General features: G+C 72.1%; 1 protein-coding gene. It reads right to left on the bottom strand.

What is annotated here, in order from left to right; all coding sequences use genetic code 11:
- The coding region (locus tag HUW62_RS47580) for a hypothetical protein (protein WP_176438220.1) at positions 1–487 on the bottom strand (487 nt) is incomplete at its 3' end.
- Positions 488–660: the final 173 nt, after the last annotated feature.

Genomic DNA, 660 nt, shown 5'->3' with positions numbered 1-660 from the left:
GCTCCTCCAACGAGTCTTCGTCCGCCAAGGGCGAGAGGCTGCGCAGGACGAGGAGCATGCAGGCGCGGCGGATGGCGAGCGGCGTGCGCCCCTCCGGCGTCCCGTCCGCCTCGGTGTAGCCCCAGCGTGCGCCCACCGTGACGTTGCCCTCGCCGCGCGGGAAGACGCGCCCGTGGCGAAAGGTGAGGCGGGGCCCATCAAAGCCCGGGCCCACCGGAGCACCCACCACGACCAGGTGCTCCCGCGAGAAGGACACGTCCGCCCCGTGGAGTGCCAGGCGGTAGAGGCGAATGGGTGGCACCGGCAGCCAGAGGGACGGAGTGCCGCGCCCGTCGAGTTGCAACGTCGCCGAGCGCGGCTCGAAGTGCCACCCCGTCACCTTGTCGATGGTGCGCGTCGCCTCCTCGAGAAGGACGGCCAGACGGATGTCGCCCGCCATGGCCGGTGTGACGCCCTCGGCGCGCATGTCGGCCACCGTGGCGTACACGTCAGTCCTTCTCCCGCTTGCCTCGGCGCGTGTCCTTCTCCTCGCTGGCCTTCGGCAGGTCCTCCGTCGTCAGCGTGCCGGCGGGCCGTGCCGCACTCAGCTTCAGCTCGTCGCTGGCGCTGCGCTTCACGCGGGCCTCGTCGGCCTCGGTGGCATCGAGGGACTTCGCCTCG

Source organism: Myxococcus sp. AM011 (assembly GCF_013372595.1).
In the GTDB taxonomy this organism is placed as follows: Bacteria; Myxococcota; Myxococcia; order Myxococcales; family Myxococcaceae; genus Myxococcus; species Myxococcus eversor.
This window is presented reverse-complemented; position numbering and strand designations above follow the sequence as displayed.